This window comes from Haloarcula pellucida (genome assembly GCF_014647235.1).
GTDB classification, from domain to species: Archaea; Halobacteriota; Halobacteria; order Halobacteriales; family Haloarculaceae; genus Haloarcula; species Haloarcula pellucida.
Map to the genome: position 1 here is coordinate 69,393 of NZ_BMOU01000006.1, position 25,972 is coordinate 95,364.

The following is a 25,972-nucleotide window of genomic DNA, read 5'->3' on the forward strand; positions in this document are numbered from 1 at the left end:
TCAGTCCTCGTCGGCGTACTCGTAGGGTGCGCGGTCCCCCTCGCTGTCCATGTAGGCCTCGTTGAACTCCCAGTCGCCGTCCTCGCCCTCTATCATGTACTCGCCGTAGTAGGGGACCCGCTCGGCGACGGTCTTGCGGAAGGCCTCGCGCATCGATTCTCTGGTCTCGCCGATGGCGACGAGGTCGTCGTTCCGGTTCAGACAGCCCTTGAGGTAGCCGTCGTGGGTGAGCCGGACCCGGTGGCAGTTCGCACAGAACTCGGCGTTGCCGACGGGGTCGACGATTTCGACCATCCCGAGGCCGCTGCCGTCGGTGGCCGCGCGTGCGGCGCCGGTCTCTTCGACCGTCGCGTCCTCGTCTGCCTCGCTGCTGACGAAGTAGCGCCGGCGGTCGTGCATTTCGCGCGTCTCGACGTGGTCGGCCCGGTCTTCGAGCCAGTCGTGGACGCGTTGGATGTCGATGGCCCACTCGGGGTGGCCCGCCAGTTCCGGCATGTACTCGATGAGTTGCAGTTGGAGGCCGTCGTTCTCGGCGACGTGGTCGACCATCCCCGGGACGTATCCCGCGGTCGGTTCGAACACGACCATGTTGAGTTTTACCGGGGCGAGACCGGCGTCCAGCGCCGCCTCGACCCCCTCTAAGACCCGCTCGTAGGCTCCGCTCTGGGTCAGTTCGGCGAACGCGTCCCTGTCCAGCGCGTCCTGTGAGACGTTGACCCGTTCGAGGCCCGCTTCGACGAGCCCCTCGGCACGACCCGGGAGGAAGGTGCCGTTGGTCGTCATCGATACCTCCATCTCGTCTGGCGCGCGCCGGACTATCTCCTCTAGGTCGTCCCGGAGCATCGGCTCTCCGCCGGTGAGCTTCACGGCCTCGACGTCGAACTCCCTGGCGACTTCGAGGAACTGCACGACGTGGTCCGTCGACAGTTCGTCGTCCTGCGGGTCCATCGGACCGCGGGTGTCGCCGAGTCCCTCGTTGTGACAGTAGACGCAGTCGAAGTTACACCGGTCGGTCAGCGAGACGCGGACCCCCGAGACCTCGCGACCGAACTCGTCTTCGAGCATTTGCTTGTCGAGTGTTCACACTCCGCGGATTTAAAGGGTCGTTTTGTAGGCCGAACCTAGCGACGGCGACGGGGGAAGCGTTTTCAGCCACGACCTCGCCTGCTAGGGCATGGACATCGTCGGCGCGCTCGGTGCCCACGAGGGAACGACTTGTTTCGTCGGCGCGGGCGGGAAGAAGACGACGATGGCGACGCTCGCCGCCCGACTGGACCGCGCCGTCGTCACGGCCACAGTCCGCATCCCCATCTTCGACGACTGGGTCGCCCGCGTCGCGGTGACCGACGACCCCGCCGCGGCCGTCGCGGCGACCGACGACTGGCCGCTGGGCGTCGTCCCGGAACGGGAACGCGAGGACCGGTATCTGGGCTACGACCGCGAGACGGTGGCTGTGCTTTCCGACTGCGGCGTCCCGGTCCTCGTGAAAGCCGACGGCGCGCGGATGCGCCGGTTCAAGGCCCCGAGCGACCGCGAACCACAGGTTCCGTCGAGTGCCGACACCGTCGTTCCCATCGCCAGCGCGCACGTGGTCGGGCAGCCACTCACCGACGAGCGCGTCCACCGGGTCGACCGGGTTGCCGACCTGACGGGCCTCGACCCGGGCGACACCATCCGCGCGGCGGACGTGGCGACGGTGCTCGCGAGCGACCGGGGCGGCCGGAAGGGCGTGCCCGACGGCGCGACGGTGATTCCGCTCGTGAACATGGTCGACGACGACGAACTGACGGCTACCGCGCGCGCGATCGCACGGGCGATCCACGACCGGACGGACGTGCCGCGGGTGGTTCTCGCGGAGATGCGCGCACCCGACCCGCTGGTCGAGGTCGTCTAGGCGGGGGTTACCGGCGTCGTCGCCGCCTCCGGTGACCGACGGTGCCCGATGGGCCGGAACCACCGGCGGGCACCGGAACAACGCTTTTGTCGCCCGCCAGCCGTATGATATATCATGACACTCGACACGCCCGGGCGTCTCCTTCGGGTCGACCTCTCGGCCGGGGCCGCCGAGAGCGTCCGGGTGCCCGACGAGTGGCGGCGGAAGTACGTCGGGGGGAAGGGACTGGGGGCTAGATACCTCTACGACGAACTGACCGCCGGGACGGACCCGCTCGGGCCGGGAAACGCCCTGTTGTTCATGCTCGGCCCGCTCTCGGGGTACCTGCCCGGCGAGTCCCGCTACGCGGCGGTCACGAAGTCGCCGCTGACCGGCGGGTTCCTCGACTCCTACGCCGGCGGCGAGTTCCCCGACGCCCTCGTCGGGGCGCTGGGCGAGAACGTCGGTCTGCTGGTCACCGGGCGGGCCAACGCCCCGGTCCGAATCGTCGTCGAGGGCGGCTCCGCGACGGTCGAACCCGCCCGGACGTGGGGCGACGACACCGTCGAGACGGCGGCGGCGTTCCCGGACGCGGCGGTGGCCTGCATCGGCCCGGCGGGCGAACAGCGGGTCGCCTTCGCCTCCATCGCCTCGGACGCCGGCGACCACCACGCGGGCCGGGGCGGTGCCGGCGCGGTGATGGGGTCGAAGCGGTTGAAAGCCGTCGTCGCGCGCGGCGACCCGCCCGAAGGACTGGACGCCCTGCGGGAGTCCTACGCGGAGGCGTACCGCGAGACGGCGACGGGCCGCTGGCTCGAATCCAGCGGCACCGTCGAGAGCGTCGACTTCGCCAACGAGGTCGGGGCGCTCTCGACACGTGGCTGGACCGACGGCCAGTTCGAGGGGGCCGACGCGGTGGGCATCAGCGCCGTCGAGGCGCTGGCGGCGGGCCGGGAGTACGACGACGACGAGAACCCCGGCGGGTTTCGGGTCGAGACCGACGAGGGCGACCACGTCCCCCGCGGCGCGTCGGCGATGAGTCTGGGGGCCGCGCTCGGCATCGACGAGTTCGACGCCGTCGCGGCGCTGGGCCAGACCTGCGACCGCCTCGGGATGGACCTCATCAGCGCCGGGAGCGCCGTCGCGTGGGCCATCAAGGCCGCCGACGCCGGCCACGTCGACCGGGACCTCGCCTTCGGCGACCCCGACGGCGCCCGCACGCTCCTCCGAGAGATCGCCGCCCGTGAGACCGACCTCGGGGACGCACTCGCGGGCGGGGTCGACGCGGCCGCCGAGCGTTACGGCGGGGCCGGCCTCGTCCCGACGGTCAAGGCGATGGAATTGCCGGCCTACGACCCGCGGGGCGCACAGAGCATGGCGCTGGCCTACGCGACGAGCGACCGGGGGGCCTGCCACCGGCGCGCCCGGACCGTCGAGCGCGAGGCGTTCGACGAGGACTGGTCGCCCGAGCGAGCGGCCGCCGCCGTCGTCCGCGAACAGGACCAGCGCTCCGTGCTGTGGTGTCTCGTCGTGGACGACTTCGTCGGCGACGTGTTCGACGATTTGGGCGCCGAGTGGGTCGAGGCCGTCGGTCTCGACGTCGACGGCGACCTGCGGACCGTCGGCGAACGGGTGTGGAACCTCACGCGCCTGTTCAACGTCCGCGAGGGCGTCTCCCGGGCCGACGACGAACTGCCCGCCGTCCTGCGCGACCCGCTCGAATCGGGACCGAACGCCGGGGCGGCCGTCGAGCAGGACCGCTTCGAGGCGATGCTCGACGCCTACTACCGCCGTCGGGGCTGGGGGGCCGACGGCCGGCCCGCCCGTGCGACGGTCGCCCGCCTCGGACTGGACGAGGCCGTCGACGACGAGACGCCACTCGCCGAGGCACCGCTCTCAGAGCCATGACAGACGAAATCGACCTCGACGAACTGGACGTGGAATCGGACGACGAGGACGGCCCGAACCGCGGCGACTGGTTCTGGCGCGGCGAGGGCGACCCGAGCGAGGAACCCGACGCCGGAGCGGTCGAGACGCCCTCGACCGTGACGCCGGACGCCGGCGAGAGCGCGGTGGACGGGGCCGGAGCGACGGACGTCGACGGGCCGGACGACCCAGACGCCGCGGACGCGAGCGCCGGCCCCGTCCCGCACGTCCCGCGGGAGAACAAGGACAAGCCGGCGGGTATCCCGGTCGAGAGCGGCGGCGCGGGCGGCGGGGCCGCCGCCGACGCCGGCACGCCGGCGGACGCCCCCGAACACCCGGACGCAGCCGACGAACAGGCCGCGAGCGGTCCGCACGGCGGCGGTATCGACGACATGACGATGGCGCTGACCTACGCGGCGGCCCAGCGACTCGCGGACCCGCAACTGGCCATCCGGGACGCGAAGACGTGGACCGACTGGCTCGGCATCGTCGGCGACGTCGAGACGTTCGTCATCAGCAAGTTCCAGCGCGACCACGGCGTCGACGTGGACTTCTTCAGCGGGTCGGGCCAGTCGCCCGGCGAGCGACTCGCGGACATCGACGAACACTCCATGTTCTTCGCCGAGCGGATGGTCGTCGTCGGCCTCCCCGAGGAAGCATCGATAGCCGAGCAAGCAGACTGGGAGTTCGTGCCGCTTTCGACGGCGGCCCAGAAGGCCGACTGGGGCCTCACCGAGGACCCCGAGTGACGGGTGACCTTTTTGGTAACGCACCGCATGGTAATACCTAGAGGCCGACACATGACCCTCAGAACTGCACTGCAACAGTCGAAGATACTCACGTTCGTCGTCATGGGGGCCTTCGTGTGGCTCCTGTTGTCGCTGCTGAACGTGATGGGGACGTTCGATTGGGCCGCGATCAACACGGGCGACTTCGTGGGACAGACCGCCGTCGGCGGCATCGCCGGCGTCGTCGTACTGGCCGTCCTTCTGGGCGTGCTGGTGGTGCTGTACTCCGAGGTGTCCGAGACGAGTCCGGGGCCGGAAGCGTGGCCGCCGTCCGAGCGATGACGTACTACAGTTGCGAGGAGTGTGGCCAACTCATCGATCTCTCGACGCTCGACGAACAGCCCCGTCGCGAGCACTGTCCGGTGTGTGAGGAGACGACGCGCTGGACGCCCGAGTTCACCGCGGACGAGGGGGTGTCGTTCTGATGTACACCTTCGAGGTCAGCGACCGCCTCTACGAGGCCGCCGAACGCTGGGGCGAGAAGATGATGCAGGACATCGACGAGGCGCTCGAGACGAAAGTCGAGCAGTCGTTACTGGAGATAGAACATCTCGTCTCACAGTCACACGAGGTCGAGTTCGACCTCGAGGGCCGGGCCGTGACGTACGACCCGACCGACGAACTGGCCGCGTTCCTCGAACGGCAAGCCGACGGGCGGGACGTCGACGAGAGCGACGTGCTGAAGATGCACGTCGACCTCTACGCCAACGCCTTCCTCGAAGAGGCGGCGTCCGAGGAACGCCCGCCGAACGCACCGCCGACCGAGTGACGCGGGGAAACGTTAACTCACTGGACGCACAATGGTGTGATATACCATGGCTCACGAAGACAATGACTGGCGCCCGAAAGGAGCCACAGACACGTTCAAGGGGTACGAAGTCTGGGACCACGGCGTCTGGCCCATCGACGTCAACGAGGGCGAAGTCGACGGCGAGATATCGCTGACCGACGAGGAGTAATCAGGCGTCGGGGAACGCCCGCCGGTCACGCGGCGGGACGTAGAAGTTCGCCCGCGACAGCACCTCGATGAACTCCAGGATGCCGTTGTGCTGTTCGTCCTGGATGTCGGGGTGTTCGTCCTGTAACCACCACCCGTTCATAGCGTCGCGTGTCTCCTCGAAGTGGGCCAGTTTCCGCTGGAGCGAGAGGAACTGCACCGCGGCGTGGCCGCCGTCGACGCTGTTGAAGTCTCGACGTAACAGGAGCGGTTCGCCGTCCTTGCGCGCCCGTGCCACCTTCTCCCAGTGGCCGACCCGCCCCGTCTCGCTCGCGTGTTCGGTGACAGCGTCGGCGAAGTCGAGCGGTCCGTGCCCGGCTACGTCCTCGGGCGAGAACTCGCTAGAGAACATCTGCGTGACGCGGTCGGCTTCCGCCATCGCCCACCAGCTATCCAGCGACTCCCGCAGGTGCGAGAGGTGCATCGTGGTCCCGCCGGCGTAGCGACCGTCCGAGATGGTGACGCGCTCTTCGGAGGCCTGCGTGCCAGCACGCCCGGAGAAGAAGCCCGTGAAGTTCGGGACGTCGCTGGGGATGTCGTTCGGGACGCCCTCCGCGTTGGCGTGCTGGGCCGGGAGCCCCTCGCCGAAAAAGCCCGTCCGCCGTTCGCCGACGGTGAACACGTCACCCAGTCGCTCCGCGACCGTGACGCCGCCGAGGGTGGAGCGCGTGCCGAACGCCGCCGCCTCTGTGGCCGCCAGTTGCGAGGGGACGTCGCTCGCGAGGACGAGGATGGCGTCGTACGAGAGGAGTTCGGGGTCGTCGGTCCGGGAGACGACCGTCGGGTGGCGAATCGGCGAGTCGCCGAGTCGCCCGAGGCGCTCGAAGTACGCCGTCCCCCACCCGAGCATGTGGAGGAGCCCGTCGCTTCGGAACTCGTAGGCCTCTTCGAGGGTCCGCATCGCCAGTTCGACGGTGCGGGCGGCCTCCTCCGTCGGGTCGGCGTCGAGGTCCAACAGGAACAGTCGGAAGTGTTCGGGCAACAGCGGGTTGTCCTCGCTGTCGGTCCTGAGGCGGTCGTTCCACGTGTGCTGGCTCTGTGGGAGGGACCCGGCCCGCGGATTCGGCGGGAGGTCGGCGGTCGGGGACGCCGCACGGCGGGCGAGGAAGTTCGAGCAGCCGCTGAGGCCGGCCGCGCCGGTGATCGTCGCGAGGCGATAGAGCAGGTCCCGACGGGATGGCATGTCACCCCGAGGAAGGGGCCTGCCGAAGAAAAACCTTACCGACCCAATACGTTCGCAACCGTTTTGCCGCTCGTGCCGTACTTGGTGTGTATGGGGCTCACACCCATACACTCTCGGACGGGGATAGACCTCCCGCTATCCCCGGATACCGGTGCCGTGTTCCTCGCGATAGGGGTCGTCGTCGTCGCCGTCATCACCTACGATATATATAGACAACACTACCGTTCGGAGGTGGACCGTGGCGACTGAGCAGTCCGGGGAGCGGTTCGACGCCGCCACGCTCCTCGGCTACGTCCGTATCACCGTGTACGTGCTGGCGGCCCTGTTGGCGCTGTCGTTGCTCGTCGTCGGGACTGTCGGCCTCCTCGCCGAGATAAAGGGCACGTGGCACTGGGCCATCCACCTCGAGTCGACCATCAGTTTCGTCGGCCTGTTCGTCAGCCGGTTGCTGGTCGTACTGATACCACTGTTCGTCGTCCTCGTCGTCGGTCGGCGGGTGATTCCCGATGCGTGAGCGCTTGCAGGGCAACCTGCTCGGCCTGACCGCGGCCGCTTCGGTGACCCTGCTCTGTATCCTCGTCGCCGGCGCGGGCGCTATTGCTATCTACGCCGAGGCGGTCGGGACCTGGCGCTCGCTTTTTCTCATGGAACAGACGCTCGCCTTGCTCGTCCCGACGGTGAAGGCCCTGCTTGCGGTCGCTTTCGTCTCCGGCGTCGGCCTCGTCGCCGGGGCTCGGTAGCTACCCTATCTGGCCGACGATGTCGTTCTCGAACTCGACCAGCCCCTGACAGACCAGCGCCGCCGCGAGGAACAGGCCGTCGTCGGCCTCCCCGCGCATCTCCGCGACGAAGTCGTCTGTCCACGCGTTCAGGTGTTCGTTCAGGAACACCCGCTCGAAGCCGACCGTCTCCTCCCGGCCCGCCCGTTGTGCGTCGACGAGGTAGCGGAGGAACGCCATCTCGACGGCGATGAAGTCGTCCTCCTCGGGGTACTCCTCCGGCGAGGACCACCCGGCGGCGCCGTAACTGGCTTCGACCTCCGCCAGCCCTTCGCCGATGAACTCGGTGTCGTCCCGGTAGTGGGTCTCGTGGGGCAACACCGGCGGGCGCGGTCCCACGAGGAGGTCGGTGTACTCTCGCTCCAGTTCCGTCTGGACGACCGACGGGTCCCGCCCCGCCTGTTCGTCCAACCACGTCTGTAGCATCTCGAATCCCTCGTCCATCGGGTCGTTGATCGACTCCTCGGGCAACGCCACTTCGTCGCCGAGCAATTTCTCGACGAACGCCTCGCTGGGCGTGTCCCAGAACACTTCGATGACGAAGTCTATCAGTTCGAGGCGCGCCTCGTAGACGGCCGCGTCGTTCATCGTCGACCCCCCTGATCGAACAGCAGGTGGCTCCGACAGTCGCCACAGTACTCGAAGACGCTGTGTTCGGACTCGGGTGCCAGTCCCGCGACCACCTCGCCGACTTCCTCCGCTATCTTCTCCGCGGAGGCGACGCTCGTGAACGCTTTGCCACAGCGGACACACTCCATCATCTCGTCCTCGTGGACGGTCTGCCACGACTCGCCGTCGCGGTTCTCCGGGAGGAGACCGAGGTTCAGCCCCGTCTCCATCGTGATGGCCGTCTCCGGACACCCCTCCTCACAGAGGCCGCAGTTGACACACCGCTCGTGGTTGAACTGTAACTCGCCCTCGCCGGTCCGCCGGATGGCGTCGGTCGGACAGAGGTTCGTACACGTCGGCGTGAGCGTACACGCGTCGTTCACCTCCATCAGGCCGAAGTCTTTCAGACCGCGAATCACCTCCCGGTCGGGGTCGACGTGGTCGAGGATGGTCCGCACACTTTCGAGGGTCCAGCCGTGACTGTCGAAGGATGGGTTGGCCCGCTCTGTCCCCCAGTCGGCGTCGATGCGCCCGGTCGCCTCGTAGTCGCCGGCGGGCACCGGCGTCTCGTCTAATCCGAACTCGACGAACCCGGAGATGGCCTCGACGAACGATTCGGGGGTACCGGCTTCGGGGGCGAAGAAGCCGACCCGCTCACCGAGGCCGAGGTCCTGTGTCGCTCGGTTGAGTCGGTCCACGAGGTCCCGTTTCGGGTCCGGCCCGGAGTGGAGACACGAGCCACCACATCCGACGATGGCGACGCCGTCGGCCCCCGCCGCCAGCGCGTGCATGACGTGGGCCTCGCCGACGGTGTCGGTGCAGTTGACTCGGACCGGGAGGATGGGCGGGTAGTCGAGGTCGTCGTCGCTGCGGGCGGCACGGCGTCCGTGCGCGCGGAGGCGTTCGGCCGCGTACTCCGAACAGACGAACGCGACGACCTGCGTGTCGATGGCCGGTGCCGTGCCCCGGGAGAGCAGGCCGCCGTCGGCCTCGTCGCCCTCCAGTAGCGCCTCCACCTCGCGCGCGATGCGCTCGTTGGAGGGCTCTCGGAGCATCGTCGCGCCGGTGGGACAGGCACTCGTACAGGCCCCGCAGTCCTGACAGGCCGTCTGGTCGAACTCGACCGAGTCGATGGTGGGCCGGTCTACCGCGCCGTGCGGGCAGGCGTCGACACAGGCCGTACACCCCTCCTGACTCGACGCGCCGGCCGCACAGACGTCCATCTCCAAATCGAGGAACTGCGGTTTCTCGATGCCGCCGAGTTGGGACTCGACGGCGGCGATAGTCCCTGCGTCCACTGGGCCGGTGTAGTAGCCGAGTCGCCCGCCCCGCGCGTCGTCGCGGCCGCCGGGATAGAGTATCTGGTCGAACTCGACAGTGCGTGTCACCCCGTCGAGGTCGATGGCGTCGGTCGGACAGCAGTCGGGCCACTCGCCCTCCGGGGCGTCGGGGTGGATGTCGACGGGGTACTCGGTGACCATCCCGTCGGGGCCCTCGTGGACGCACGCCATGCAGTCGATGCAGTCGTCGGTGACTCGGGCTTCGAGCGTGAGTTCGAACTCGCCGAACGAGCCGTCGACGCCGACGACGCGGCCGCGTTCGACGGTCACGTCGCCGAGTCCTTCGACCTCGGCGAACTCGCGCCCGTCGGCGATGAGTGTCACGTCGGCCGCCTCGGTGAGCGATGTCGCGGCGTCGGCGTCACCGACGACGGCCACGCGGTTGCCCGCGTCTTTCGAGACGCTCCGGGTGATGGCCTCGTGCTGGAGGCCCGCCTGCTTGGCGTTGATGAGTCGGGCCGTCTTCTCCGTCGCTTCGGCCTCGCCGTGGACCCACGCGTTGGTCTCTCTGTGGTCGACGAACTGTGTCGCGTCCGGGTGGAGTCCGTGGTCGTCGGCCAGCGACCGGATTCGGTCCTGGCACGACGGTTCGGGCGTCGTCACGATGAGTTGGTCCAGGTCGTAGCCGTCGATGACTTTCGACATCGCGTCGCGCCCGTCCTGACAGAGCAACTCGGAACTCGCGACTACGTCGACCCCTGAGACGCCCTCGCGGACCGTCTCCAGGTCGATGTCGCACGAGCCCCCACACGAACACACGAAGGCACCTGTGTTCATTATACATGAAAAAACATGGCAAAGTGATATCGTTTGCGGGTGATTTCACCGCCTAACTGCCTGTAAGGGCCGGGTTACCGTCTTCTGGTTTAGGTTTGCCAAAAAATGCCGCCAGAGCGACATGAAATGTTCACGATGTTTTATTATAGATTGCTGGTAACTATTGACAAGGTAGGAGTTGACAATGTATATAGTCCCGATGGCGTCGTACCGCGGTGAAAGAAAAGCGGGGGAGAACATACCATGAGTACACAGCAAGAACCAGTTTCGTTAGACCTCGACAGACGGTCGTTCATGAAGGCGAGCGCACTCGCAGGTGCGGTCGCACTCGGGGTCAGTGGCGCCGGACAGGCGCTTCAGAGTACAGGTGACGAGCCGGAGGGTGCGGATACGGGCACGGAGCTTTCGAAGACCATCTGCAACTACTGTTCGGTCGGGTGCGGGTTCCACGGCGAACGTGAGGGCGACTCGTTCGTCGGCATGGAACCGTGGAAGGAACACCCGGTAAACGCCGGGTCGCTCTGTTCGAAGGGCGCCGGCATCTACGAGACCGAACACTCAGAGAAGCGCCTGAAACACCCGATGATTCAGGAGAACGGCGAGTGGCGCAAGATCGGGTGGAACGAGGCCTACGACCGCCTCGCCACCGACATTCGGGCGCTCTGGCCGGATTCGGACGTCTCGCCGAGCGACGCCGTAGACGTAGACGAAGAACACAGCAGAGAGAGCGTGATGTTGCTCGGCAGCGCCCACCACTCCAACGAGGAGTCCTACGCCATCAGGAAACTGGCGGCGTTCATGGGCACGAACAACGTCGACCATCAGGCGCGTATCTGCCACTCGACGACGGTGGCCGGCCTCGCGAACACGTGGGGCTACGGGGCGATGACCAACACGGTCAACGACTACCGGAACTACGACCTCGACATCATCGTCGGGCAGAACCCGGCCGAAGCCCACCCCATCGCGATGCAACACATCCTCGAAGGCCAGAAGCGGGGCGGGAAGATTCTCGTCCTCGACCCGCGGTTCACCAAGACCGCGGCCCACGCCGACGAGTTCGTCCGGTTCCGCCCGGGCACGGACGTGGCGTTGATGATGGGGGTCATCAAGGACCTCCGTGACCGCCACGGCCTCGCGATGGACCCGGACGCCGACGACACCGGGCAGAACATGCTCACAGACCGGGTACAGGGCTGGGAAGACGTCGCGGCAGAACTCGACCAGTACGACTTAGAGACGGTCTCGGAAATCACGTGGGTCGACGTCGAGGACATCCAGCGCATCAGTGACATGATACACGAGGCCCGCCCGCACGTCCAGATAGAGTGGGCGATGGGCGGGACCCAGCACAACAACGGGACCCAGAACATCCGCTCGTACGCCGAACTGAGTCTGGCCTCCGGGTCGGCGGCCCGGAGCGGCGGCGGTCTGCAGGTGATGCGTGGCCACGCCAACGTGCAGGGAGCGACCGACCTCGCCGTCGCGAGCCACATCCTGCCGGGGTACTACGGCCTGAGCCCCGGTGGCTGGTCGTGGTGGGCCGACGTGTGGGACAAGAGCCCCTACACGAGCGGGTCCACCTCGTTCCGCGAGCTGTACGACAAGTTCGAGTTGATGCCGGAGGACCTCTACGTCCGGCAGAGCGCCGTCGCGGAGGGCAACGAGGACATCGACGCCTCGTTCCCGGCGGACAACTCGATGATGTTCCAGAACGGGCTGACGGTCGCCCGGTGGTTCGAGGCCGCACTGCCGCAGGACATTCGGTATCAGGAGACGCCTATCTACCAGCCAGACCAGGTGAAGATAGCGTTCTTCTGGGGTCACTCCGCGAACTCCATCAGCGAGATGGAGCAGATGAAAGAGGGGATGGAGAACCTCGACTTGCTGGTCGTCTGCGACGTGTTCCCCTCGGTGGCGAGCGTCCTCCCGAGTTTCGAGGAGGGCCCGCCAATCCTCCTGTTGCCGGCCTCCAGTCAGTACGAACACTACCGCTCGCTGACCAACACGCACCGGGCGACCCAGTGGTCACAACCGGTGCGCCCGCCGGCCCACAACTCCAAGCCGGACCTGCAGATAATGCAGGAACTGGCCGCCGCGCTGGGCTTCGGCGAGCACTTCGACTGGGGCGAGGGCGAGGAGATCCACAACGGAAAGGCGAGTTACGAGGCCGTCGTCCGGGAGTTCAACCTCGGCACGATGACTATCGGCTACCGGCAGGACCCCGAACGCCTCCAGCAGCATCTGGAGTACGACTACGCGTTCTCCAGTGAGACCCTGCGTGGCGCGAAAGGGACGCCCGTCGAGGGCGAGTACTGGATGCTCCCGTGGCCCTGCTGGGGCGAGGGCCATCCGGGCACGCCCATCATCTGGAACGACGACCTGAACCCCAACAACGGGGGACAGGACTTCCGGACCAGATGGGGCGTGCAGGCGCCGACGCCCGAGGAGTGGGACGCGATGCCCACGGAGGACCCGTATCCGTTCGAGGCGACGCTGGACGCGGTCGGGGACCGCTACGAGAGTCAGGAAGCGGCGCTCGACCTGACCCGTGCGCCGTACGATCCCGAGTGGGCGGGCCCGCGTGACTCCGCCGAGGACGGCATGCTCCACGGCGTGCCGGAGTACCCCGGATGGAAGACGACCTTCCCCGAGAGCCTGCTGGATCCCGGCAAACAGACCCGGGCCGACCAACTCACCATTCCACAGCAACACGCGCTGTCGAAGAACGGGTCGGTGTACACCGCCGCGTTGCATCTGAACGACCCGCTGGGATACGGAAGCGGCCAGAACGAACCGGCCCTCGAAATCGACAACCCCGAGTTCGAGTGGACCGGGACGACCAGCGAGGAGTTCACCCAGTACGTTCAGGAGACCCAGGACATCGACGCGTCCTTCTACGAGCAGTACGACTTCCGGCAGGTCGACGCGCCGACCGGTCGTGGCCGCGCGCGCGGCGTCGTCTGGAACTTCCTCGACAAGGTGCCGGTCCACCGCGAACCCATCGAGAGCCCGTTCCCCGAACTGGTCGAGGAGTGGCCCGCGAACGGCCAGCAGCGGAACTTCTACCGCTTAGACCAGAACAACGCCGAGGAACAGCAGCGCGCGATGGACATCATCCACAACCAGAGCGACGGGCCGGACTTAGACACCATCATGACCACCGGCCGGCAGGTCGAACATCAGGGTGGTGGCTCGGAGACGCGGTCGAACATCCACACGGCCGACCTCCAGCCCCACATGTACGCCGAGATAACGCCGAACATGGCCGAGGAACTCGGCGTCGACGGCGGCGACCTCGTCGTCATCTCCTCGACGGACCGTGGCTCGGTGCTCGTCAAGGCCCGGGTCACGAACCGGCCCAACGACCGGGAGGTGTTCCTCCCGTTCCACTGGGCCGGCGTCTTCAAGGGCAACAGTCTGGAGGACAAGTACCCCGACGGAACCGTCCCCTACGCTATCGGGGACTCGGCAAACGCCATCACGTCGCGTGGCTACGACGTCGAGACCCAGATGCAGGAGACGAAAGTGGCGATGGTCGCCGTCAGACCGGCCACACAGAGCCTGCTGAACGACCTCAACATGGACGTCGACCTACAGTTCCCGCAGGACCGCAACGACATCGGCACGCAGAAAGACTTCGACGTCCGCGACAACTCGACGGTGCAATGAGGTGATATGACATGTCAACAGGAAACGAAGTGATGCGCGACGGCGTCATGAGTACGGGCGAGGACGCCCGTATCTTCCCGGACGTCGAAGCGTGTATCGACTGTGGCGGCTGTGTCGTCACGTGTAAGCGGACGTGGGATGTCCCCCGCGACGAGCAACGTATCAGCATCGCCACGATGCTCGAAGGACAGGAGGGCGCCCCCGGGTTCAACGCCAGTAGCGGCCGGGCGATGGAGCAGGGCGAGAACCCCGGCGAGACGGCCATCCCGATGCAGTGTTACCACTGCGAGAACGCGCCGTGTGTCTCGGTCTGTCCGACCGACTCCCTCATCAAGAAGGACAACGGCTTCGTCCGCGTCCGGGACGATCTCTGTATCGGCTGTCAGTACTGCCTCTCGGCGTGCCCGTTCGGCGCCCCGCAGTTCCCCGACCAGGGGACCGGTGCCGCGAACCTCGTCGGCGGCGGCAACACGATGGACAAGTGTACCATGTGCGAGGAACGGCAGGACGTCGGCAAGGGGCCGGCCTGCGCCGAGGAGTGTTCGACCGACGCCATCCTCGTCGGGACGCCGAGCGAGATCGCCGACGAACTGGAACACCGTGACAGCGGGGTGTTCTTCAACGACCAGGCGATGAACATCATCTTCGGCGAAGAGTCGGGTGAGTTCCAATGAGCGGGCGACAGGAGACGCCGGAGGTGTCTGGCTACGCCCGGTCACACGTGGCCATCAGTGCCGTCGTCGGCCTCCTCGTCGCGGGGCTGTCGGTCTGGTGGGCACAGGGGTTCGACGTCTTCTACGAGTCGCTGTACCGGGTCAACCCGAGCGTCGAGGGCGGCGGCATCGGATCGGACTGGGTGTTCGGCAACACCATCCCGGCGCTCGACTTCCTCATCGCGCTCGTCCACGCCGCCGACGTGCTGATGGGGGCGTTCATCCTCGTGATGGTGTTCCTCCACTGGGCGGCGTTCCGTCGGCTGGCCGACCGGATGCGCCAGCCGGGCGAGGAGCGCGGCGAGGCCGTCGCCGCCGACGGGGGTGAGCAAGGATGAGCAATCTCGACCACGGGAAGTTCACGCGGGTGACGACGCTGTTCCACTCGCTACTCGGGCTAGACGTGTTCCTGCTGTTTTTCACCGGCTACGCCATCATGTTCAACGACGAACTGTGGTGGCTGCTCGCGGCGATGGGCGGCGCCAGCGGCGTCACGGCTATCCACCGTCTCACCGGTATCGCCCTCATCGCGCTCATCGTGTTCTGGGTCGTCCTGCAGATAATCTCGCCGACCGGGCGGGGGAACTTCAGCCAGATACTCCCGAACAAGGACGACGTCGACGCGTTCGTACAGGACGTCCAGTTCATGCTGGGCCGGGCCGACGAACGTCACCCCAACGCCCGGCAGTTCGCCGGCTACAAGGCCGACGAGGTGCCGCTCCTGTCCTACATCGGGAAGGGCGTCGTGTTCATCTTCTCTATCGAACTGACGCTGCTTGCCATCTCCGGCCTGCTCATCTGGAGCAAGACGGGGCTGGCGGCGATGTTCCAGACGAAGGCCGCCGCGATGGCGTTCGTCACGTTCCACGGTCTGCTCGGGGTCATCATGCTGATGGGGGTCATGTTCCACGTCTTCGAACACGGGTTCCATCCCGCGTTCTACCCCGTCGAGACGAAGGCGTTCATCCCCCGGAGTATGGTGCCCGAGTACCACGCCGACGAGGACGAGGAACCGGAGACGACCGGTATCGAGCGCCTGTCGCTCTCGCCCTCGTGGCGGACGATGTCCTCGATATTCGGTGCGCTGACCGTCATCGGTATCGTCTCGGTGCTCGTCGGGAGCATCTTCGACGAGGGCTATCCGGTGCCCCGTGAACTCGCCATCGGCGGCGGGCCGACGAGCGTCCTGCTGACCATCGGTATCAACGTCGGCATCCTCGTGCTCGGCGTCGGGCTCGTCCTCTCGATGTACGGCAACGTCCTGCGCATCCGCTGGGAGCGCCAGATGGAGGAAGAACGCGAAGGACCCGCCGCCACCGACGGCGGACGCGAGGACCCATCGGACGACTGAGGCCGCGCGTCTCTTCAGGAGACGATAGCTTTCCCTTCCGGCGAGAGGTCGACGCCGACGTCCTGCCGTGTCTGTTCCTGTATCTGGTCTAGGTTCCGTGTCAGCACCTGCAGGATGTCCTTCGGTTCGGGGTAGACGAGCATGTTCCCGTCGCCGTCTTCCATCACGAGTTGTGTATCGGACAGCGCCACTTGGTCGCCCTCGATGCTGGCGACGATGACGTTCAGGGCCTCGGCGCCGCCGGGGTCGCCCTCCTCGACCATCGTGACGTAGACGCCGTCGAGGCCGACGAGGTCCTTGTACTCCCGGACCTGCCGGGCGCAGGCGACCATGTCCTGTGTGACGGCCGTCTTCTGCTCGTTGCCGTGGTCTCCCTCGAAACAGTGCTTACAGACCCGCAGTTCCAGCCGCATGTCGAGACCGTACGGTGTACTGCGGTATGACTGTTGTGCAGGCTGATAGCACACTTCGCACCAGCCACCGACCCGCTGAAGTCGGTCCGTGGGTGCTGACGGCCGGCCGGAGCTGTCGGGCGGGGGAAAATTTGTTACCGATGCTACGTGTACTGTCAACACATGGCGGGAATACTCGACGCGATATACCTCGTCCTCGCCGTCGGCGTCGCCGTCGTCGGGCTGGGGGCGCTCGCGAAGGTGGTATCGGACACGGAAGAGACCGGGTCGCGGTGGCTCCAAGTGTCGGCGATGCTCGTCGCACTGGTGTTCTTGCTCGCACTGGGCGTGGAGTTCCTCGCGTAGCGGGCGTCACCGCTCGCCGAGCGCGTGGTAGCCGACGATACCGACGACGAAGGCGACGCCGAGGTTGGTCAGGACGCCGAGGACGCCGATAGCGACGACTGGGAGCGTCGAATCCGCCTCGCCGAGGCCCGTCCGACCGAGTTGCACCGCGACGAGCGCCAGAATGACGCCGAGGACGCTAGTCGGGTACGCGGCGACCAGTCCCACCGTGAGCACCGCGACGAGCGCGTAGCCGACGCCGAGGACGACGTTCGCACCCGGCGTCCGCGCGCCGAAAGCGTACTTTCCGGCGACGCCGCCGCTCCCGTGACACATCGGAAACCCGCCCAGCGGTACCGCAAGCAGGTTCATCGCGCCCATGCTCGTCGATAGCTGGTCGGCCGAGACGTCGCCGTCGAAGTAGTCCCCGAGCAACACCGACGTCGCCAGCGCCGCGTTCCCGACGGTCATCGCCAGTTGCGCCAGCGTGGCCTCGACGCTTCTGACCGTCAGGTCCGCCGCCGGGAGCGTGAGCATCGCGTCGGGCAACGGGAGCGCCGGTGTGGGCATCCCACTCGACAGGAGGGCGACGACCCCGCCGACGGCAAACACGGCGAGGGCGCTCACCGAGCGGTAGCCGCCGACGGTCAACGCGACGGCGACCCCGACCGCGAGTGCCGCCAGTCGCAGGTCCCCGCCCGCCAGTCCGAGGCCCGTCTCGAACAGGACGAGCGCGACGCCGAACTGGACGCCCCGGACGACGACAGTCCCCACGTATCGCTCGACGGTTTCGAGGGTCCGGGTCCACCCGAGGCCGAGCAGGACGACGCCGAGCAACAGGCCGGCGACGACCAGTTCCCCGGTCGAGACGGCCCCGGCGACGACGAGCGCCGCGAGTGCCTTCATCGGTTCGACGGAGACGGGCATCCCGTAGTACAGCCCCCAGACCACCTGCATGGCACCGAACCACAGCAACATCACCGGCAGCGAGAGGTCGGTCAGCATCGCGACGGCGACGACCACCGGCAGGACCGTCGCGGAGTCGCCGACGGCGCCGGTGACCTCGTGCCACGCCACGTCGAACCGAGTGTCCTCGCGGTAGTCGATAGAGAAGGCCATCGACTCAGTCGGCCGCTATCGCACGGGTGGCGGTCGCTTTGAACGAGGCCACGACGCGACTCCCCGGGCGGAGGTCGAGTCGGTCGAGGCTCTCGTGCGTGAGCAGTGCCGACAGCGAGTCGGGCGTCCGGATATCGATGGTCGCACAGACGATAGTCTCGCCCGCGTCGACGCCGACGACGGTCCCTTCGAATCGGTTTCGCGCGCTCGTACCCCCGGCGGCAGGCGCGTCCGTTGGCGCGTGCAGCGTCACCGCGTCCGACCGGACGCTGACCTGTACCGGCGAGTCCACCTCAGGCACGTCGCCGCCGTCCCGCGCTACCAGTCGGGCCCGCAGGTCGCCGGCATCGGTAGCGACGACGCCGAGTTCGCCGTCCCGTTCGGTCACCCGACCCGGAATCACGCACTCCTCGACGCTGGCTGTCCCCGCGAGCGTCGCTTGCAGGCGGGCCAACCGCGAGAGGAGCGACGCGGCCGTCTCGGTCAGGTCGCTCCCGCCGCCGGTCGCACCGCCGCGTCGTCGCTCGACGAGCGGGCCGTAGGCCTCCTCCAGCGTTTCGATGCGGTCCAGTGCCCGCGCTCTAGAGCGACCGAGGGCCTCGCTCGCTCCGGCGACCGACCCGGCGTCTCGGATGGCCCGGAGCAACTCGGCGTCGGCCGCGGTGAAGGCGACGCCGTCAGACTGTAACTGTGCGTCGACGCTGGCGTCCATACAACCAATTGTCACGCCGTCCGGGAAAACCATTATGAACGATTGGTAACAATACCGATGTATCCATGTCGAAACAGCGACGCAGTAGACGCACCTTCCTCGGGAGCGTCGGGGCGACAGTTGCCCTCGGCCTCGCAGGGTGTAGCGGCGACGGCGGGAGCGGTGACACCGACGGCGAGAGCGATGGCGGGGAAGGCGGCACGACATCCACCACGTCCGGCGGCGGGATGGCCGACTCGATGACTATCTTCCACGCCGGGTCGCTCGCGCCGCCGTTCAGCGAGGCCGAACCTGGGTTCGAGGAGGAGTTCGGCGTCGACGTGAACCGCGAACCGAAGGGATCGGTCGCTTCGACGCAGAAGATAACCCAGCAGGGCCGGACGGCGGACGTGCTGGGGGTCTCTGACTTCCGACTCATCCGTAACCGCATCCTGCCGGACTACGGCAGTTGGTACGCCATCTTCACGACGAACTCGATGTCGATACAGTACCGCGAGGACTCGCCCGGGGCGGACGAGATCTCGGCGGACAATTGGTGGGAGATTCTCACCCGGGACGACGTGACAGTCGGCCATGCGGACCCGGCAGTCGATCCCGGCGGCTACCGCGCGGTGATGACCCAGCAACTCGGGAAGGAGACGCTGGACGGCGAACGACTGTACGACGAGGCAACCTTCGAGAAGATGCGAGAGAACTCGACGGTGCCGACTGGGACCGAGACCAAACTCAAGGGCCAGCTCCAGAGCGGCGCGCTCGACTACGCCTTCTACTACCAGTCCATCTCCAGCACCGCCGACATGCCCTACGTCGACCTCCAACCCGAGGTCGACCTCTCGAAGGCGACGAGCAAGTACGCCGAACACTACGCGAAGGCCGAGGTCGAGACCGACTCGGGGACCTTCACTGGCGCGCCCATCGCGTACGGGCTCACGGTACCCGACGTCGCCGAGGCCCCGGGCCGCGGCGCACAGTGGATAGAGTACTTCGCCACCGAATCCGGCCGGGAGATTCTCCAGAACAAGGGGCTGGTCCCCGTCGACCCCATCGTCGTGCCCGAGAGCGGGCAGGACGCAGTACCCGATTCCGTGATGGACGTCGCCAGCGCCAAGTCCACTCTCGGCCCCTTGGAGCTGTAGATCCCGGCGACGACTCATGAACGAGCTACCCAGCACGACCCACGATGGCAACTGAGACAGAACGACGCTTCGACGGCAAGCGGCTCGGTCGGACACCGCAGGTACTGGCGTTCATCCTCGTTCAGGCGGTGGCGTTCGCTGCCACCTACACCGCGGGCCATCCGACGTGGTACGCCTACTTCATGATCGGGAGCACGGCGGTGACTGCGTACCTGCTGGATGGCTCGTCGTTCGCGGTCGCCTCGGCCACCATCAGTAGCGTGCTACTGGTCGCGCTCGGGCTGCCGCTGTTCCTCTTCGTCGCCCGCCAGCAGCCGTCGATAATCGCCGAGAAGGCGGTCAGCCCGGACGTCCACCGGATGCTGTATCTCGGCGTGTACGGCCCGCTGCTGGCGGCGATCGTGAGTCTCCTGCTCGGCATCCCGCTGGCACACCTGCTGGCCGAGGGCTTTGCCGGCCAACCGCTGGTCGAGAGCCTCGTCGACCTCCCGCTGGTGGTGCCCCACTCCGTCGCCGGGATCCTCATCCTCTTCGGGTTCGGTAAGGGCGGAGCCTTCCCGCAGCTATCGATACTCGGTACGATGGTCGGCGTCGTGCTGGCGATGGTGTTCGTCTCGGCCCCTTACGCGGTCAACGCCACCCGCGAGGCGTTCGAGGCCATCGACGACCGGCTCTCATACGCCTCCCGAATCCACGGGGCCAACCGCTGGGAGACGTTCCGCCGGGTCACCGGCCCGCTGGCGGTCCGTGGCATGGTCACCGGCGGCGTGCTGGCGTGGGCCCGTGCTGTCTCCGAGTTCGGGGCCGTCGCCGTCGTCGCCTACAGCGTGGAGTTCTTCTACCTCCCCGCCGGGGAGAAGGTGACCACCCAGCACGCGCCCGTGTTCGTCTACAGCACCTACCTACAGGGCGGCTTAGCCGAGAGCGGCGCGGTCGCGTTCATCCTGTTGGGCGTGTCCGCGCTCATCTTCCTCGTCGTCAGGTACCTGACCAACGACACCTCGGGGGGAATCGCGTGAGTCTCTTGCAGGCCGACGTCGCGTCGACGTTCACCGCCGACGGGGCCGAGGCGTTCACCGTCGACGCGAGCCTCGAAGTCGACAGCGGCGAGACGCTCGTCGTGTTGGGGCCCAGCGGCAGCGGCAAGACGCTTCTCTTGGAGACTATCGCGGGCTTCCACGACCACGAGGGGGTCGTCACCCGCGACGGCGACCCGCTGCACGACCGGCCGCCGGAACAGCGAGGATTCGGCTTCGTGTTCCAGGACTACGCGCTCTTTCCGCACATGACCGTCCGCGAGAACGTCGAGTACGGGGCTCGCTACCACGAGGGGACGCCCGACGCGGCGGCCCTCCTGACCGACCTCGGCGTCGGCGACCTGCTCGACCGGTACCCGCCGACGTTGTCGGGCGGCGAGCGACAACGGGTCGCGCTTGCCCGCTCGCTGGCCGTCGAACCCGACGTGATGCTGCTGGACGAGCCACTGGCCGCGCTTGACGTGCCGACTCGACAGTCGCTGCGCGACGACCTCGCCGACATTCTGGCCGACGTGACGGCGCTCTACGTCACCCACAACCGAACGACTGCTCGGGCCATCGCGGACCGCATCGCCGTGATGCGTGACGGACGGGTCGTCCAGCGAGGGTCCCCCGAGGAGATATTCGAACGGCCCGAGTCGCCGACCGTGGCGAACTTCACGGGCTCGAACGTCGTCGACCTGTCGGCCGCCCCGTCGCTGGCCGCGCTGCTGAACGGTGACGGCTCGCTGGACAGTCACGTCGCTGTCCGCCCAGAGGCGGTCCGACTCAACGGCGGCAGCGGCGACCTGGAAGCGACCGTCGAACGGGTCGTCCGCGAGGACGCGACCAGCCGCGTGACGCTCGCTTTCGACGGCGTGACCGTCGAGGCGTTCGCCGACGAACCGCCTGACGAGGGAGCGACGGTCGGCGTCTCGTTCCCCCGCGACCGACTCCACGTCTGCTGAGAGCCGCCCGCCAGCGTCCGGCGGGCATCGAATAGCCACGGCTGTAGCCAAACTAGTGTAAACCGTTAAGTGTAGTCGGCGCCCGATTTAACATAGATATTCATGACTGACCTCGGCGGCTTTCAGGACCACGTGGCGCGAATCGACCTCGGCGAGGGTGATGTCGCCTACGAAGGCATAGACGAGGAGGACGCGAAGAAGTACATCGGCGCGCGCGGCTTGGGTGTAAAGTACGTCTTCGACCAAGGGCCGGACGTCGACCCCCTCGGTCCGGACAACTTGCTGGCGTTCGTGAACGGGCCGCTGACGGGGACACAGGTGACGATGAGCGGCCGTATCGCCATCTGCACGAAGTCGCCGTTGACGGGCACCGTCACCGACTCACACCACGGCGGCTGGTCGGGCGCGCGCCTGAAGTGGGCCGGGTTCGACGGCCTCCTGTTCGAGGGGCAGGCCGACCATCCGGTGTACGCCGTCGTCGAGGACGGCGAAGTCGAACTCCGCGACGCCTCACACATGTGGGGCTGGGGCATCCACGACACCATCGAGGAGATCGAAGACGAGGTGGAGGGGGCCTACGGCAAGAACCTCTCGACGATGGCCATCGGGCCGGCCGGCGAGAACGAGGTGAAGTACGCCTGTATCATCAACGAGGACGACCGGGCCTCCGGACGGGGCGGCACTGGCTGTGTGATGGGCAACAAGAACCTCAAAGCCGTCGTCGTCAAGTCCCCGACGAAGATGCCCAAACCGAAGGACAAGGAGACGTTCCAGGAGGGCCACAAGCAGGCGATGCAGGTCATCCAGGAGTCCGACATCACCGGCCCGAACGAGGGGGGCCTCTCGCTGTACGGCACCAACGTCCTGATGAACCTCACCGAGGAGATAGACGGGCTCCCGACGAAGAACGCGAAGTACTCCTCGACCCGGTCGATGTCCGAGACGGAGGGCAACGGCGAGCGCATCATCGACTCCGAGGACGTCTCCGGTGAGAACGTCCGGGAGAACATCCTCGTCGACGAGCCGACCTGTCACTCCTGTCCGGTCGCCTGCAAGAAGGAAGTCGAGGTGCAGGCGATGCACAAGGGTGAGGAGATGAACGTCCGCACCGAGTCCTACGAGTACGAGTCGGCGTGGGCGCTCGGCCCGAACTCCGGACACGTCGAGCGCGATAAGATCGCCGTGATGCTCGAACGGTGTAACGACGTCGGCGTCGACACCATCGACGTGGGCAACACCATGGCGATGACCATGGAGATGACCGAGCAGGGCAAACTCGACGGCCTCGGGGACGGCTTGGATTGGGGCGACGCCGACACCATGATAGACATGATCGACGCCATCGGCCACCGCGACGGCGAACTCGCGGACCACCTCGCCGAGGGCCCCAGCCACCTCGCCGAGGAGTTCGACGCCAGCGAGAACTCCTTGGCGGTGAAGGGCCAGACGATGGCCGCCTACGACCCCCGCTGTATGAAGGGGATGGCCATCGGCTACGCCACCTCGAACCGCGGGGCCTGCCACCTCCGGGGCTACACCCCGGCTGCCGAGATTCTCGGCGTCCCCGAGAAGGTCGACCCGCGCGAGTGGGAGGGGAAGGGCGAACTGTGTGCCACCTTCCAGGACCTCCACGCCATCAGCGACTCGTTCGACATCTGCAAGTTCAACGCCTTCGCGGAGGGCATCGAGGAGTACGTCCTCCAGTACAACGGCATGACCGGACTGGACGTCGGCGAGGAGGACCTGATGGAGGCCGGCGAGCGCATCTACAACCTCGAACGCTACTACAACAACCTCGTGGGCTTCGACGGGAGCGACGACGACCTGCCGGACCGCTTCGTCGAGGGCAACGAGAACGCCATCCCCGCACAGGGCGGTTCCGAGGGCGAACTCGCCGAACTGGACAAACTGAAAGCCGAGTACTACGAGGTCCGGGACTGGGAGGACGGCGTCGTTCCCGACGAGAAACTCGACGACCTCGGCATCGACGTCGGCCCCGGCACCGGCGTCAGTTCCGGCGGCGCGGCCGCACCGAGCGACGACTAGCGAGGGAGTGACCGTCGGGGAACTCCCTCGGACCGACGCGGTGAACGGAGTGAACCGCAGACGTGGTGAGTACTGATGCACAAAGACGAGTTCGACGACTTCGAGTTCCAGGTCGAGTCCCGACTGACGAGCCACGGCGTCTACGTACAGGAGTTCGAAGAGCGCGCCGACGAGAACACCTACGCGGTCACCTACGAGTCCATCGCGGCCGAACCGGGGTCGGTCCCCCACTCGGAGATCGGCCGCGTCATCAACGTCCTGCGTGACCTCCACGCCGACGACTGGTCGGGGGCGGACGTCGAGGCCACCGTCCACGACTTAGAGGGCGAGGTGCGGGGCTACTGGTACGTCGACGCCGAGTGGTTCGACGGCCTCCACAACGGCGACCTCTCACAGACCGACTTCTCCCAGAAGGTGTTGGAGACGCTCAGCGTGTAGCGTCGACGGCCACGACTTCGCGGAGTTCGAGCGTCGACTCGAACTCCGCTTCTCTGTCGAGTCGCCGGCCGTCCCGCTCGAACTGCGCTTCGTGCGCGCGCCGCACCGCCTCCCACTCCCGTCTGTTGAATCCCAACTCCTCGCCGACCGACTCCCAGTACCCCGTCTCGGCGCAGTAGTAGTCGGCGTCTCTGGCTCCCTCGATACGCTCGTAGCGCCGCTCGTACTCGGTGCGATGGTCCGAGACGTAGCGCTGGGCCCCCTCCAGTAGGCTGGGGAGACGGTCCAGCGGGACGCTCGCGTGGGTGCCCGCGAGGAGGACCAGTTGCGCCTCGATAGGGTGGTCGCTCATCGCTACCCGCCGGCCCGCATCGCCTTCTGGGCGAACTCCTCGACGAGCGGGTCCAGCGTCTCCTCGTCGCCCTCGAAGACGACGGTCACCTCGGTCAGTTCGATGGTCGGCCCGATACCGACCTTTTCGGCCGACAGCTCGGCGGTCCAGTCGTCGGCGACGACGGTGGTCTCGTCGCGCTCCTCCCCGCCGAGGCCCTCCAGATAGTGCCGGGCGAGTCGCATCGAGATACCGCGGAAGCTCCGTTCTCGTCGCATCGCGAGTCGTTAGGCACCGCCGCGACTAAACGCCTCGGGGCGCGTGTGCCGGGTCATCCGGGCCGGATGCCGTCGTCGACGATGCGGGCGTTGCGCTCGCGGTCGATGCGGTCTGCGAGGTCGGCGTGGTCGTATATCTGCTGGATGATCGACGCGGTGAGGTCCCGCCACACCATCGCGTAGATGGGCGACTGGCCCCACGCCCGCAACTCGACGACGTACTCGTCGTAGGCCTCCCAGCGGTCCTCGAAGTATTCGACGAGGTCGACGACGGCGCTCGCCGGGTCCTCGCTGTCGAGCGCCGCGTTGATGTCGCCTTCCCACCCGGCGATGGCCCGCTGGACGTCCTGTTTGGCGTCCTCGCCGTCGGCCGGCAAGGAGTCGACGATGCCCGCCGGAATCCCCAGTTCGATGTCCTCCATACCCGTTGCTGGAGCCGCGGGCAATTAAACCCGGCCCCGCCCGAACGTGTTCGCACCCACCGTTTTAGCCGCGCTGGCCCTAGCCGCCTCCATGAACGGGACGGCACACGAGGGGACACAGCGGGCCCGGACGACCGTCGAGGTCCGATGTACGGGTCACGTCAGAGACGCCGTCGGCGAGCCACACATGGAATATACCTTCGAGGGCACGACGCTCCGGGCGTTCCTCGAAGCGTTCTGTGAGCGCTACGACGTGGCCGACCTCCTCATCGCCGAGACGGAGTCCGACGCCGCCACCGAGGGATGGGCCCCGGAACTGGAGTCACTGCCCGGGACGTGGAAGAAGAACCCGGAGGGCGACCAGACGCGGTGTTACGCCCGCGTCACCGTCGACGGCCAGTTCAACGAGCATCTGGACGGACTGGACACCGAACTCGACGGCGGCGAGCGGATCGGCCTCCTCTATCCGTTCATCTTCTGCTGTTAGCCGCCGGCGACGGGCGGGAAGACGCTGAGTTCGTCGCCGTCTTCGAGCGTGGTGTCGAGGCCCTCTATGTGTTCGATGTCCCGTCCGTTCCGGAGAATCGTCAGGTACTGCCGGAGGGTGTCGTCGGACTCGAACAGTTCCATCTCGGGGTACTCCTCGCCGAGTGCCCGGAGGACGTCACCGGCGTCTGCGCCGTCGTCGAACTCCCGGCGGAGTATCTTCTGGCCGACGGTCGCCCGGAAGTTCGCGAAGAAGCGCAACTCGATTTCCATGT

At 67.1% G+C, this 25,972-nt stretch carries 32 protein-coding genes; 21 read left to right on the plus strand and 11 right to left on the minus strand.

All coding sequences use genetic code 11. The features are described 5' to 3' along the window. Window positions 1-1,065 (minus strand): GTP 3',8-cyclase MoaA, encoded by a 1,065-nt coding sequence (gene moaA, locus IEY28_RS17035; RefSeq protein WP_189000697.1) that lies wholly within the window; start codon window positions 1,063-1,065, stop codon window positions 1-3. A gap of 109 nt (window positions 1,066-1,174) precedes the next feature. Between moaA and yqeC the strand changes: the two genes are divergently transcribed. The 7 genes from yqeC to IEY28_RS17070 all read left to right on the plus strand — a co-directional run bounded on the left by yqeC (window position 1,175) and on the right by IEY28_RS17070 (window position 5,546). Then, on the plus strand, window positions 1,175-1,894 hold the full coding sequence (yqeC, locus tag IEY28_RS17040; RefSeq protein WP_189000699.1) for a selenium cofactor biosynthesis protein YqeC: 720 nt from the start codon (window positions 1,175-1,177) through the stop codon (window positions 1,892-1,894). Between the two features lie 114 nt (window positions 1,895-2,008). Further along, the gene (locus IEY28_RS17045; protein ID WP_189000702.1) at window positions 2,009-3,781 is read left to right on the plus strand and encodes an aldehyde ferredoxin oxidoreductase family protein; all 1,773 of its coding nucleotides are present in this window, start codon (window positions 2,009-2,011) and stop codon (window positions 3,779-3,781) included. Continuing rightward, the gene (locus IEY28_RS17050; RefSeq protein WP_189000704.1) at window positions 3,778-4,548 is read left to right on the plus strand and encodes a DUF7124 domain-containing protein; all 771 of its coding nucleotides are present in this window, start codon (window positions 3,778-3,780) and stop codon (window positions 4,546-4,548) included. Before IEY28_RS17045 ends, IEY28_RS17050 begins: the two co-directional genes overlap by 4 nt. Before the next feature lie 51 nt (window positions 4,549-4,599). Beyond that, the gene (locus tag IEY28_RS17055) at window positions 4,600-4,869 is read left to right on the plus strand and encodes a hypothetical protein (protein ID WP_166968269.1); all 270 of its coding nucleotides are present in this window, start codon (window positions 4,600-4,602) and stop codon (window positions 4,867-4,869) included. Next, a complete protein-coding gene (locus IEY28_RS17060; RefSeq protein WP_189000706.1) occupies window positions 4,866-5,012 on the plus strand; it encodes a hypothetical protein in 147 nt (48 codons plus the stop codon). The genes IEY28_RS17055 and IEY28_RS17060 overlap by 4 nt, the downstream gene beginning before the upstream one ends. Continuing rightward, window positions 5,009-5,356, plus strand: coding sequence for a hypothetical protein (locus tag IEY28_RS17065; protein ID WP_189001374.1), 348 nt, complete (start codon window positions 5,009-5,011; stop codon window positions 5,354-5,356). Before IEY28_RS17060 ends, IEY28_RS17065 begins: the two co-directional genes overlap by 4 nt. 46 nt (window positions 5,357-5,402) lie before the next feature. After that, window positions 5,403-5,546, plus strand: coding sequence for a hypothetical protein (locus IEY28_RS17070; protein ID WP_189000708.1), 144 nt, complete (start codon window positions 5,403-5,405; stop codon window positions 5,544-5,546). Here the strand turns inward: IEY28_RS17070 and IEY28_RS17075 are convergent, their stop codons facing one another. Further along, the gene (locus IEY28_RS17075; protein WP_189000709.1) at window positions 5,547-6,767 is read right to left on the minus strand and encodes a DUF7405 family protein; all 1,221 of its coding nucleotides are present in this window, start codon (window positions 6,765-6,767) and stop codon (window positions 5,547-5,549) included. It lies immediately after the preceding gene. A gap of 90 nt (window positions 6,768-6,857) precedes the next feature. Between IEY28_RS17075 and IEY28_RS17080 the strand changes: the two genes are divergently transcribed. Genes IEY28_RS17080 through IEY28_RS17090 form a run of 3 tightly spaced genes read left to right on the plus strand, consistent with a single transcriptional unit; the run spans window position 6,858 to window position 7,507 of the window. Next, complete coding sequence (locus tag IEY28_RS17080) at window positions 6,858-7,016, plus strand: hypothetical protein (RefSeq protein ID WP_189000712.1); 159 nt, start codon at window positions 6,858-6,860, stop codon at window positions 7,014-7,016. Continuing rightward, window positions 7,006-7,281: a hypothetical protein gene (locus tag IEY28_RS17085; protein ID WP_189000714.1), complete on the plus strand. Its 276-nt coding sequence runs from the start codon at window positions 7,006-7,008 to the stop codon at window positions 7,279-7,281. Before IEY28_RS17080 ends, IEY28_RS17085 begins: the two co-directional genes overlap by 11 nt. After that, on the plus strand, window positions 7,274-7,507 hold the full coding sequence (locus IEY28_RS17090; protein ID WP_189000717.1) for a hypothetical protein: 234 nt from the start codon (window positions 7,274-7,276) through the stop codon (window positions 7,505-7,507). Before IEY28_RS17085 ends, IEY28_RS17090 begins: the two co-directional genes overlap by 8 nt. On the opposite strand, the gene IEY28_RS17095 is transcribed toward IEY28_RS17090, so the two are convergent. Both IEY28_RS17095 and IEY28_RS17100 read right to left on the minus strand, forming a co-directional pair. Further along, window positions 7,508-8,134 carry a TorD/DmsD family molecular chaperone gene (locus IEY28_RS17095; RefSeq protein ID WP_189000720.1) on the minus strand — a complete coding sequence of 209 codons (627 nt, stop codon included), beginning with the start codon at window positions 8,132-8,134 and terminating at the stop codon, window positions 7,508-7,510. After that, window positions 8,131-10,272 (minus strand): hydrogenase iron-sulfur subunit, encoded by a 2,142-nt coding sequence (locus IEY28_RS17100; RefSeq protein WP_189000723.1) that lies wholly within the window; start codon window positions 10,270-10,272, stop codon window positions 8,131-8,133. The genes IEY28_RS17095 and IEY28_RS17100 overlap by 4 nt, the downstream gene beginning before the upstream one ends. Before the next feature lie 243 nt (window positions 10,273-10,515). On the opposite strand from IEY28_RS17100, the gene IEY28_RS17105 reads away from it, so the two are divergent. Genes IEY28_RS17105 through IEY28_RS17120 form a run of 4 tightly spaced genes read left to right on the plus strand, consistent with a single transcriptional unit; the run spans window position 10,516 to window position 16,008 of the window. Further along, window positions 10,516-13,944, plus strand: a complete 3,429-nt coding sequence (locus IEY28_RS17105; protein WP_189000725.1) for a molybdopterin-dependent oxidoreductase — start codon at window positions 10,516-10,518, stop codon at window positions 13,942-13,944. An 11-nt stretch (window positions 13,945-13,955) separates the two neighbouring features. After that, window positions 13,956-14,618, plus strand: coding sequence for a 4Fe-4S dicluster domain-containing protein (locus tag IEY28_RS17110; RefSeq protein WP_189000728.1), 663 nt, complete (start codon window positions 13,956-13,958; stop codon window positions 14,616-14,618). Further along, a complete protein-coding gene (locus IEY28_RS17115; protein WP_189000731.1) occupies window positions 14,615-14,995 on the plus strand; it encodes a hypothetical protein in 381 nt (126 codons plus the stop codon). The genes IEY28_RS17110 and IEY28_RS17115 overlap by 4 nt, the downstream gene beginning before the upstream one ends. Continuing rightward, the gene (locus IEY28_RS17120; protein WP_189000734.1) at window positions 14,992-16,008 is read left to right on the plus strand and encodes a cytochrome b/b6 domain-containing protein; all 1,017 of its coding nucleotides are present in this window, start codon (window positions 14,992-14,994) and stop codon (window positions 16,006-16,008) included. Before IEY28_RS17115 ends, IEY28_RS17120 begins: the two co-directional genes overlap by 4 nt. A 14-nt stretch (window positions 16,009-16,022) precedes the next feature. Here the strand turns inward: IEY28_RS17120 and IEY28_RS17125 are convergent, their stop codons facing one another. Next, window positions 16,023-16,421: a hypothetical protein gene (locus IEY28_RS17125; protein ID WP_166968283.1), complete on the minus strand. Its 399-nt coding sequence runs from the start codon at window positions 16,419-16,421 to the stop codon at window positions 16,023-16,025. Between the two features lie 162 nt (window positions 16,422-16,583). On the opposite strand from IEY28_RS17125, the gene IEY28_RS17130 reads away from it, so the two are divergent. Then, window positions 16,584-16,766 (plus strand): hypothetical protein, encoded by a 183-nt coding sequence (locus IEY28_RS17130; RefSeq protein ID WP_189000737.1) that lies wholly within the window; start codon window positions 16,584-16,586, stop codon window positions 16,764-16,766. Between the two features lie 6 nt (window positions 16,767-16,772). Here the strand turns inward: IEY28_RS17130 and IEY28_RS17135 are convergent, their stop codons facing one another. Beyond that, the gene (locus tag IEY28_RS17135; RefSeq protein WP_189000740.1) at window positions 16,773-17,864 is read right to left on the minus strand and encodes a putative sulfate/molybdate transporter; all 1,092 of its coding nucleotides are present in this window, start codon (window positions 17,862-17,864) and stop codon (window positions 16,773-16,775) included. A 4-nt stretch (window positions 17,865-17,868) separates the two neighbouring features. Continuing rightward, entirely contained in the window at window positions 17,869-18,576 is a 708-nt protein-coding gene (locus IEY28_RS17140) for a TOBE domain-containing protein (RefSeq protein ID WP_189000742.1), read from the minus strand. Between the two features lie 65 nt (window positions 18,577-18,641). Here IEY28_RS17140 and IEY28_RS17145 point away from each other — a divergent pair, with 65 nt between their 5' ends. The 5 genes from IEY28_RS17145 (at window position 18,642) to IEY28_RS17165 (ending at window position 24,180) form a co-directional block, all read left to right on the plus strand. Then, window positions 18,642-19,712, plus strand: a complete 1,071-nt coding sequence (locus IEY28_RS17145; RefSeq protein ID WP_189000745.1) for a substrate-binding domain-containing protein — start codon at window positions 18,642-18,644, stop codon at window positions 19,710-19,712. A 44-nt stretch (window positions 19,713-19,756) separates the two neighbouring features. Next, window positions 19,757-20,731: an ABC transporter permease gene (locus IEY28_RS17150; RefSeq protein ID WP_189000748.1), complete on the plus strand. Its 975-nt coding sequence runs from the start codon at window positions 19,757-19,759 to the stop codon at window positions 20,729-20,731. Next, window positions 20,728-21,696, plus strand: coding sequence for an ABC transporter ATP-binding protein (locus IEY28_RS17155; protein WP_229783173.1), 969 nt, complete (start codon window positions 20,728-20,730; stop codon window positions 21,694-21,696). Before IEY28_RS17150 ends, IEY28_RS17155 begins: the two co-directional genes overlap by 4 nt. A 102-nt stretch (window positions 21,697-21,798) precedes the next feature. Beyond that, entirely contained in the window at window positions 21,799-23,742 is a 1,944-nt protein-coding gene (locus tag IEY28_RS17160) for an aldehyde ferredoxin oxidoreductase family protein (RefSeq protein WP_189000751.1), read from the plus strand. A 75-nt stretch (window positions 23,743-23,817) separates the two neighbouring features. Continuing rightward, window positions 23,818-24,180: a DUF8159 domain-containing protein gene (locus IEY28_RS17165; RefSeq protein ID WP_189000754.1), complete on the plus strand. Its 363-nt coding sequence runs from the start codon at window positions 23,818-23,820 to the stop codon at window positions 24,178-24,180. On the opposite strand, the gene IEY28_RS17170 is transcribed toward IEY28_RS17165, so the two are convergent. The 3 genes from IEY28_RS17170 to IEY28_RS17180 are packed head-to-tail and all read right to left on the minus strand — an operon-like array spanning window position 24,170 to window position 25,211. Continuing rightward, window positions 24,170-24,532 carry a DUF8048 family protein gene (locus IEY28_RS17170; RefSeq protein ID WP_189000756.1) on the minus strand — a complete coding sequence of 121 codons (363 nt, stop codon included), beginning with the start codon at window positions 24,530-24,532 and terminating at the stop codon, window positions 24,170-24,172. The genes IEY28_RS17165 and IEY28_RS17170 overlap by 11 nt on opposite strands. A gap of 2 nt (window positions 24,533-24,534) precedes the next feature. Next, window positions 24,535-24,789, minus strand: coding sequence for a MoaD-like domain-containing protein (locus IEY28_RS17175; protein ID WP_189000759.1), 255 nt, complete (start codon window positions 24,787-24,789; stop codon window positions 24,535-24,537). A gap of 53 nt (window positions 24,790-24,842) precedes the next feature. Beyond that, a complete protein-coding gene (locus IEY28_RS17180; RefSeq protein ID WP_189000762.1) occupies window positions 24,843-25,211 on the minus strand; it encodes a DUF7971 family protein in 369 nt (122 codons plus the stop codon). 91 nt (window positions 25,212-25,302) lie between these two features. Here IEY28_RS17180 and IEY28_RS17185 point away from each other — a divergent pair, with 91 nt between their 5' ends. Continuing rightward, window positions 25,303-25,698: a MoaD/ThiS family protein gene (locus IEY28_RS17185; protein ID WP_189000765.1), complete on the plus strand. Its 396-nt coding sequence runs from the start codon at window positions 25,303-25,305 to the stop codon at window positions 25,696-25,698. Here IEY28_RS17185 and IEY28_RS17190 read toward each other — a convergent pair. After that, window positions 25,695-25,970 (minus strand): ubiquitin-like small modifier protein 1, encoded by a 276-nt coding sequence (locus IEY28_RS17190; RefSeq protein WP_189000768.1) that lies wholly within the window; start codon window positions 25,968-25,970, stop codon window positions 25,695-25,697. The genes IEY28_RS17185 and IEY28_RS17190 overlap by 4 nt on opposite strands. Window positions 25,971-25,972: the final 2 nt, after the last annotated feature.